An 8,719-nucleotide genomic window follows, 5' to 3' on the forward strand; every position below is an offset into this window, starting at 1 on the left:
ATATTTGAAATAAGATACGTGAGGGGGAATTCTGACACTGAAACTTACCTGCAAAGGCAAAATCAACTAGACAACACAAAAGCCCAGGTTTACTCATCCTGGGCAAAAATGAGGAGAGCTTTATTTGAAATTAAGCTTCTTGTCCTTAGTGTCAAAGAAGCAGAGATATAATTTAAAAAAAAAAGCGATCGCACATTCTTAAAAAATAGAGCGATCGCTTTTTTATTTAAGGGTCAGGCAAGCCAAAAAATAAATAATCTGCTTGCCTAATTTTTTATTAAAGCCATGTCCTGAAAAATTTCAGCCAGACGAAAGGAAAAAATTTGGATGCTTCCATTCAAAAAATATCAAAAGGAATTGAAATTACCAAGAAGAAGGCGTATATCCAGTAGAAACCCCGCCAGAAGTTCTGCAAATAGGCGCACCGGGTGCAGTGGGCAAGGAGCTTGTTGTATAAGAATCTGTGCCAATTTTAAAATTAGCAGGCAAAGGAGATGAGGAACTAGATCGAAGAATCCCAAATCCACAGCCATTTAAAGTAATATATCGAGTGCTATCAGCCTGAAGCGTAACTTTGACAGCAGAACCAGGTGTTTTGTTAACTATTATGACTTGCCCAGTCGGAGTTTTGAAATTCGCAGTACGAGGTTCAGCAAATACACCATTCACACAGCTAGGTAAAGTTTGAGAAGGAAGACTTGAAGCATCAACGTCAACATTATCAACCTTCAAGCCCGTATAATCACCAGTAGCAGAGCTAATTCTAACCTCACCACAGCCACCAGCAATTCTGCCAGTACTGCGATCCTGATTCTCAATCATAACGGCAACACGAGTACTAGCAGTGCCGCTAATGATAACCTGATCAACCCCGTCAGTAGAAGTCTTATATACAGTTGCACCATTATAAGGAATAGCAGCAGCAGGAACAATACTAGATGCGATCGCACCCAGTGCAGTAGTAGCAATTAATCCTGATTTAATTAGTTGAATTTTTTTCATACACCACTAATGTTAAAATTCAATTTCGTCTTTTCTTAAAACCATATTCATTGATATTTTTATTTTTCACAAAGAGTAAACTTACGGAATAATCATCTTTGATTTGAAATTAAATATATATTTTTCAGAATTAATACTGAAAAATATGTGAAATTAGTATGAAAAATAGCTAATTAATAAGTAATCTATTGTCTGGCAGATAGATGTTTAAAAATTAGATTTTTCTGGCAGACAGATATTAGTAATTAGGCAGATTTTATAATACAAGTTTCATCTTTCACCAGACAATTTAATAGTGTCTGGCAGACAGTAATCAGTGAACAGTGAGCAGTAATCAGTGAACAGTTTAATTTGATAACTGGTAACTGATAACTGGTAACTGGTAACTGGTAACTGATAACTGGTAACTGATAACTGATTACTGATTATTGGGCAAACTGATATTAAGTATCACAGCCCTGATCATCAATGCTGAAAAAGCTCCTCAATAACCCAGTGTTCTTACTTGCCTGTGTCGCTGCTATTGCTGCGGCAGTTTCCCCTCAAACTAAAGAATTTATTGAGGCGGCGGCAGATTCCACATCACCCCGCGCAGTCGCTATGTCTGAAAATTGGGAAGTGGTAAGTGTTGCGGATGGCGACACCATCACCGTAAAGCGTGGGAGTGAAACTACAAAAATCCGGTTCTGTGGGATAGATGCCAACGAGAGCCAGCAGGAAGGGGGTCAGGAAGCTAAGGCTTATTTAAAAACTCTCCTTGAAAAGTCAGGTAACACGGTTATGGTTTCTCCTGTCACTACTGATAGGTATAAAAGAACTGTGGCAGAAGTTTTCATAGCTGTCGGAAACGATCAAGAGTTGTTTATACAGGAAGAAATGCTAAAAGCTGGAATGGCTAGGGTCTACCCTCAGTTTGTTTCTTCATGCCCTAATAAAGATGCGATTCTGAAAGCCCAGGAGATAGGTAAACAGAATCGCGCTGGAGTATGGGCTAATCCTAATTCAATCCCCCCTTGGGAATGGAGAAAACAGCATAGGAGAAACTAGAATAAAGGAATTTGACCTAAAACTATTTCTTTTCCAACTAAAAATAGTAACCTACTCCAACATTGGTTACTATAAAAATCTTGTTTTGGATACCAGTTAACTACATCTCGATTTCCCTTAGAACCATTGCAGAAAGAGCAGGCAGGAACTAAATTACTTACACTAGGCTGACCACGCTCTAGGGTGTTCCCGCACCGCTAGAGCATTTGTATTATTTTACGATGAAAGCCTTGCACAGTAAAGCTTTTGTCTAATTCAATCCTTATAAATTTTTATCAAGTTGTCCCAACGTCACGGCTTTTTCAAAAGCTGAGAAGATAGCGATCGCAAACCGCGCTGGGTTTTGGAGCGACCCCAATGCAGTGCCACCTTGGGAATTTAGAAAGCAGGAGCGTTAAAACGGCTTTTGAGAAGGCCCAGGAGATTGCAATCGCTCATTTTTTGTCCCCTCTCACTTGCATCGCCTTGCTCCCCTTTCAAACTTCTGGGGCTGCAAATCGCCTGGGGCTATGGCAGACTGGCGTGGTGTTATGGGTAACTTTCCAGTAAGTACGATCCTTCCAGAGTTTATATTTTCTTAATCTCTACTACTATCGTAAACATAGTGAGATTGCTAATATCAATCTGGAATCGTGTTCTGTACATTTGTAGTTTTGTATAGACAATACCTATAAAATTCACTGTTATGCACATTAGTATTCCAGATGATCTCAAGAAGCAGTTTTATGCTGCTTGTGCTTTGCGTGGGCTGAAAATGAGTCAAGTTGTGGTGGAGCTAATCAAGCAATGGTTGGCTAATGAAGCGCGATCGGTTGGTGAGTTGAAGGGGTGAGGAATTGTTCTGAATTACAGTTTGCTAGGACATTGTTGCACAAATAAGAAAGATAAATATCTTAATTATCATTGAGAATACATTTGTTATGACAAAACTAGTTAAATTTGATGTTGGTGATGGTCAGACAGTTTTGATTGAAGTTGAGGAAGTTAAATCTGAAGAGATTAAGCCTGTTTCAAAATCGCCAGGGGAACTGGCAGCTAAGGCACGCAAAACTTTGAGTGAAGCATTGGATGGTATTGAACCAATGGTGCGAACGTTGAAGCAGAGGCTCAATGCCCTAACCGATCCGGAGGATGAAGTTGAGGTGAAATTCGCTGTTAAGCTGAGTGCTGAAATTGATGCTGTTGTAACAAAACTAGGGAGTGAAGCAACCTACGAAATTACATTGAAATGGAAAAATAAATGACCTTCACCATTGAAGATTACGAAAAGGCGATCGCCCGAATATTTATTCTGAAAGAAGATAAAACAGAGCATGTGATAGGGACGGGATTTTTGATTGCGCCCGGTTATGTTTTGACCTGTACCCATGTCGTGTTGCAAGCGAACAATGTGGCTCAAGACGACTTCACCAAGGACGAGTATAAAAATCCGCCCAAAGCAGAAATTTCCCTGGATTTTCCTGTCCTTGCAAGTGGTCAAAAGATCAATGCGGAAGTAGTCTTATGGTTGCCCTATAATCTAGAAAATGGTGATGTTGCGGTACTTAAACTACTCACTCCTCACCCACAGGAAGCGAAGCCAATGCCTCTAGTTGAGGTTTCACGGGCTGAGGTAGAGAATGATAAACACTCAGTCTATGGCTTCGGCAAGAGTCGGACTGGTGGACGATCTGACGCCTACCGACCTAAAGCTAATGTTGCTGGAGGTCGATTCCAACTGTGCAAATACGGCGATCCAAATGATGAGACAATACAGCCAGGCTTTAGCGGTGCGCCTGTTTGGAACGATTCACGTCAATGTGTTATTGGCATGGTGGCAACGGCAACTGTACCCCAGGACAAGGAAGGACAACAGAATACAGCTTATGCCATTCCGACCAAACAGCTACAAACTATCCTCAAGCAAGTTGATGCTTTGTACTTACACGATATCCTGACACAGAGCCTCAATACGTGTAGCGATGATAACAAGCCACATCTGCTGTGCATAGCGATTGATAATGCTTTACGGCAGTGTAATCCTAAAGGAGGCGATCGCACCTGGCAACAGCAGCTAGTGGATTTAATTGATCGTCCTCCTCCCCCTGGCTGGGAAACCGAAGGCAAGCTTGTCTATTTTGTGATGATGTTAGCTTGGATGAAAGACACGCCAACATCCGCCTTAGAACAACTAAAAGCTTGGGTAGAGCGATGCAGACATAAATATTCAGATTTATTTGTTCGCTTTGATGACGAAATGAGACAGAAGAATGTCTTACCCAGTAATGAATGTAAATGTCTAATGGTGGCTGTTGAGCAAGTAGAGACATCAATGGATGAGTTGCGTGTGTCCCTATGGGCTATTCCCAATCTCGAAACCTATAATCCGCACAAACCACCAATGCCGATCATCTTGGAAGAAGTACTTCCGCGTCAAGAACTACCTAAATTTGTGCGTAAGAAAATTCGGGACAAGTTTCGGAAACAGCCGACTCCAACTATTCATTTGTTTGTGCCACGGATTTTATTTGGTGACGATTTTGAGATGTTGACAAGTAGCGATTTTGGTGCTGTTCTGGGTAGTGAATACCCATTTGTTGTCCGAACAAACTTGAAGACGCACCCAATCGGATGCTACTATTACGACGATTGGCATGAGAAATGGAAACAAATTGAAAAAACTTTTAAAAATAAAACTTGCGAAGTAGCCAAGTTCATAGACTGTTCGCAGCCAGCAGAGGATTTGATTTCAGAACTAGAAAAAACCTGTGCCGTGATTCTTAAAAATTGTGATTCTGTAGGTAGCTGGTTTGATTTGATTGCAGAAGAGACAGCATTGCCAGTGGCACTATGGTCGCGCAATCCTCAATTTCAAGACCAGTTAGCTAATGTATCGGATGGCATTTTTGAAGATTTACCTGATCGCATTCGTCAGGAGCGAGAAAAGGCATATAACTCTGAAAAACCTTTACTAGGTCATCACCTAAGCCTGTTATGGGAAGATCCAAAAATCTTGCCTCCCGATATGCAGTTTTATCCGGAGATGTTTTGACACCATGAGCGACGAAACTTTAGAGGCTCAAGCCAGCACCGAAACACTATTCAATCCAATTTTCAAAGGCAATGGAAAAGAGCAATTTAAACCTCAAGACCCACTACCATTGCCGCCTGCTCCCACCTGGCGACGGGCTGAACGCCGTAAGGAAGGCCGGGGAAAAACATTTCAGGTACGCCCCCAAGAAATTGAGATGGTAAATGCGGCGCTGTATCTGCGGCGACCTCTTTTGGTAACAGGCAAACCCGGCACTGGCAAGACATCCCTGGCTTATGCTGTTGCCCACGAACTAGGAATGGGTGAAGTTCTCTACTGGCCAATTACCACCCGGACAACTCTTCGAGATGGACTGTATCTTTATGATGCGATTTCTCGTCTGCAAGATGCCAACAGTTCACGTCCCCGTGATGGGAACTCAGGAGAACAAGATGATCGCTTTGATAACATTGGTAATTATATCCGCCTGGGACCATTAGGAACGGCGTTGGTTCCTGCCAAAAAACCGCGCATTTTGATTGTTGATGAAATTGACAAGAGCGATATCGATCTGCCAAACGATTTGCTCTACGTCTTTGAGGAAGGAACATTTGAAATTCCAGAGCTGGTGCGGATTGAAAATATCAAATCCGACGTAGAAGTGCGGACAGCTTACAAAGACGAGCAAGAGTTTACATTCAACGATGATTATAAGGTGAAAGCAGGTAAAACTAAAATTATAGGTGGCAAGGTTGTTTGCGAAGAATTTCCTCTGATGATTTTGACTAGCAATGGTGAGCGTGACTTTCCAGCTCCATTCCTCCGTCGATGTGTGCGTCTAACGATGGAAGAACCAGATAAGAATCGTCTGGAGCAAATTGTCAATGCCCACCTTCAACAACAGGTGGAGCAAGATACCAAAGACAATAAACAGATAAGCGTTCCGTCAGCAGTAGATATCCAAAAACTCATTAAAGATTTCGACACAAAGCGGAGCGATCGCAGTCGCGGAGACTTAGCTACCGATCAACTGTTAAATGCAGTATACCTGGTAATGAGTGAGCGCGATCCAGATTTGAAAAGCCGAGAAGACCTGATTAATCGCCTATGGAAACATCTCAGCAGCAGCGAGGATCAACAGTCGGACAGTTCGCGAAAACCTTAGCAGATGCCAAACTGGATTTCGATGCCATCGACTTAGTTGATATCCTTTGGCTGGCTCAATTTATCGAGCCAGCCAAGTCTTTGCAGGCAGAAGATACCCAAGGGCAAACAACGGTTGAACAAATTCCAAAGCATACTGAGAAAAATGGCCACAGCGAACCTACACTTAATCTGTATCCTAAAGAACCGCCATCTCCACAGCCGCTAGAAACCATCGCTACTAAACCGAAATTAGAACAAAAAGCTGAGAAACCAAGCGGCACTCCGTTTTCAGTCCCAGCAGCGCCAGCATTGCGAAACCGACTCGATTTGGCAAGAGCGCTCCGTCCTCTGATGCGAAAAGTACCATCGCGAACCCGATTTGAATTAGATGAAGATGCCACAGTAGCACAAATTGCCGAGACAGAGGTTTGGTTGCCCGTAGTACGTCCAGTACCAGAACGCTGGTTACAACTAGATTTAGTGGTCGAAGAATCGAAGACAACCGTAATCTGGGAACGGGCAATCATGGAACTGAACCATTTAGTAGAATATCAGGGGGCGTTCCGATCTGTCCGGACTTGGCGACTGTCTGCCCAAACAGGAAAGGTACAGTTGTTTTCTCGGTGGCGTGATGGCTCAATTCATTCTGTAGCAAAGACCGAACTAGCAATAAATCAACGTTCCCATACTCCAGGTGAACTGATTGACCCAACGGGGCGACGCTTGATTTGGTTGGTAACAGACTGTACATCAGCACTGTGGCAACAAAGCCTGATTTACGAAACACTGCTTGCTTGGAGTAAGGTACAGCCGATCGCCATTTTCCAAATGTTTCCAGAGCGATTATGGTCAAGAACCGCATTGCGCGATGGGCATATTGTTAGACTGGGTTCTGTTGCTCCAGGCTTATTGAGTACTCAGTTGGTAATCGAAGGTTTGCCCCAACGTCTAGAACGACGTAAGAATGAAGATTTAGTTACGGTGTCTCTTATTACTCTTGATGCAGCTTCAATGTTCTGCTGGGCAAGAGTAGCCTCTGGCTTTGGAGATAATCGTACACCAGGACGAACTTTTGACCTGTCTTTTATCCGCAAACAAGCAGAAAAAGGGAAATCAGACTCCTTTTTACGCTCAATCTCACAAAGGACTGCTCAAGAGCGAGTGGCACTGTTTCGCTCAACAGCTTCTAAAACAGCGCAGCAATTAGCAGATTTAATGGCGGCTACTCCAGTAAGTTTGCCCGTGATCGATCTATTACGAGATGTCTTTCATGCTGATTTTGAGGAGGAGGTACAACAATCTCATGTAGCAGAAGTACTGCTCAGTGGTCTCTTGCGGCGTTGTGATACAGAAGAAAATGACCTATGCCGTTACGAGTTTTGGGGTGATAACTCGCCTGATGGAGAAGAGCGAGTACGTCATATTTTGCTGGGAGATACATCGATATTAAAGACGATTGAGGTGTTGAATGTCCTATCAGCATCGATTTGTCGAAAACTGGGCAGTCCCTCTAAAACTTTTGAGGCGTTACTTGGTGATATACATACCTTAGAGAGCGATCAATGGGATGCTGTCTTACCCTTTGCTAGAGTGGGCTTAGACGTACTGCGCCGTTTGGGAGGTGAGTATGCTGCATTAGCAGATAGATATATTCCCGTAACTGAACCAGAAGTGCGACCTCTAAAAATCTTGCCCCCACTCAAAAAATTTCAATTTGTAGTAGCAATTATCACCTTTGAAGATGAGCCAACCATAGATCTGCGATCTTTTGAATTTGAAATAGCCACCATTGAACCAAAACAATCAGGCTGGCTCAGACGAAAAACAGAATTGATAGTCAAGCGTCGTCGTCTGCAATCTCAGTGTTTTATCGAAGACTTAGGGAATGGAGTACAACTAGAAATGGTAGCTATCGCTGAAGGTAGTTTTATGATGGGCGCTCCCAAAAATGAGAAAGATAGCAGTGCTAATGAACGCCCTCAACACCAAGTAACCATTAGCCCTTTCTTTTTAGGCAAATATCCCGTAACGCAAGCACAGTGGCAAGCAGTAGCCTCTCTCCCACAAGTTAACCGCGAACTCAACCCTAATCCATCTACATTTAAAGGAGAAAATCGCCCCGTTGAGTCAGTTTCCTGGTATGATGCGGTTGAATTTTGCGATCGCTTATCATCTCATACAAAAAGACAGTACCGCCTCCCAAGTGAAGCCGAATGGGAATATGCTTGTCGTGCCGGAACTACCACTCCTTTTCACTTTGGTGAGACGATTACATCAGAACTGGCTAACTATGACGCTAACTACACTTATGGCAATGGAGTAAAGGGAACATATCGAGAAGAAACAACAGAAGTAGGAAGCTTTGGAGTAGCTAACGCTTTTGGGTTATACGATATGCACGGGAACGTGTGGGAATGGTGTCTGGACGATTGGCACAATAACTATGAAGGTGCGCCAACAGATGGCAGTCCTTGGTTTGACAATGAGAATAATAATCTTTCTCAAAAACAAGGA

General features: G+C 42.9%; 7 protein-coding genes. 6 read left to right on the forward strand and 1 reads right to left on the reverse strand.

Annotated elements, in window-relative coordinates; all coding sequences use genetic code 11:
- Positions 1–363: 363 nt before the first annotated feature.
- Entirely contained in the window at positions 364–1,002 is a 639-nt protein-coding gene (locus B4U84_RS29990; RefSeq protein WP_131121638.1) for a hypothetical protein, read from the reverse strand.
- A gap of 468 nt (positions 1,003–1,470) precedes the next feature.
- On the opposite strand from B4U84_RS29990, the gene B4U84_RS29995 reads away from it, so the two are divergent.
- The 6 genes from B4U84_RS29995 to B4U84_RS32260 form a co-directional block, all read left to right on the forward strand.
- Positions 1,471–2,049 (forward strand): thermonuclease family protein, encoded by a 579-nt coding sequence (locus B4U84_RS29995; protein ID WP_131121639.1) that lies wholly within the window; start codon positions 1,471–1,473, stop codon positions 2,047–2,049.
- A 685-nt stretch (positions 2,050–2,734) separates the two neighbouring features.
- Positions 2,735–2,881 carry a hypothetical protein gene (locus B4U84_RS31045; RefSeq protein ID WP_165490411.1) on the forward strand — a complete coding sequence of 49 codons (147 nt, stop codon included), beginning with the start codon at positions 2,735–2,737 and terminating at the stop codon, positions 2,879–2,881.
- Positions 2,882–2,969: 88 nt separating this feature from the next.
- Positions 2,970–3,293: a CU044_2847 family protein gene (locus tag B4U84_RS30000; protein WP_053459115.1), complete on the forward strand. Its 324-nt coding sequence runs from the start codon at positions 2,970–2,972 to the stop codon at positions 3,291–3,293.
- Complete coding sequence (locus B4U84_RS30005) at positions 3,290–5,080, forward strand: VMAP-C domain-containing protein (RefSeq protein ID WP_131121640.1); 1,791 nt, start codon at positions 3,290–3,292, stop codon at positions 5,078–5,080. Before B4U84_RS30000 ends, B4U84_RS30005 begins: the two co-directional genes overlap by 4 nt.
- 4 nt (positions 5,081–5,084) lie before the next feature.
- A complete protein-coding gene (locus B4U84_RS30010) occupies positions 5,085–6,224 on the forward strand; it encodes an AAA family ATPase (RefSeq protein ID WP_131121641.1) in 1,140 nt (379 codons plus the stop codon).
- The coding region (locus B4U84_RS32260) for a formylglycine-generating enzyme family protein (RefSeq protein ID WP_131121642.1) at positions 6,167–8,719 on the forward strand (2,553 nt) is incomplete at its 3' end. The genes B4U84_RS30010 and B4U84_RS32260, both read left to right, overlap by 58 nt.

Source organism: Westiellopsis prolifica IICB1 (assembly GCF_004323185.1).
In the GTDB taxonomy this organism is placed as follows: Bacteria; Cyanobacteriota; Cyanobacteriia; order Cyanobacteriales; family Nostocaceae; genus Pelatocladus; species Pelatocladus prolificus_A.

What these genes read in the sequence shown, in the direction of transcription:
- B4U84_RS30005 (WP_131121640.1), top strand. Translation starts at nt 3,290, where the DNA reads ATGACCTTCACCATTGAAGATTACGAAAAGGCGATCGCCCGAATATTT.
- B4U84_RS30000 (WP_053459115.1), top strand. Translation starts at nt 2,970, where the DNA reads ATGACAAAACTAGTTAAATTTGATGTTGGTGATGGTCAGACAGTTTTG.
- B4U84_RS29995 (WP_131121639.1), top strand. Translation starts at nt 1,471, where the DNA reads ATGCTGAAAAAGCTCCTCAATAACCCAGTGTTCTTACTTGCCTGTGTC.
- B4U84_RS31045 (WP_165490411.1), top strand. Translation starts at nt 2,735, where the DNA reads ATGCACATTAGTATTCCAGATGATCTCAAGAAGCAGTTTTATGCTGCT.
- B4U84_RS29990 (WP_131121638.1), bottom strand. Translation starts at nt 1,002, where the DNA reads ATGAAAAAAATTCAACTAATTAAATCAGGATTAATTGCTACTACTGCA.
- B4U84_RS30010 (WP_131121641.1), top strand. Translation starts at nt 5,085, where the DNA reads ATGAGCGACGAAACTTTAGAGGCTCAAGCCAGCACCGAAACACTATTC.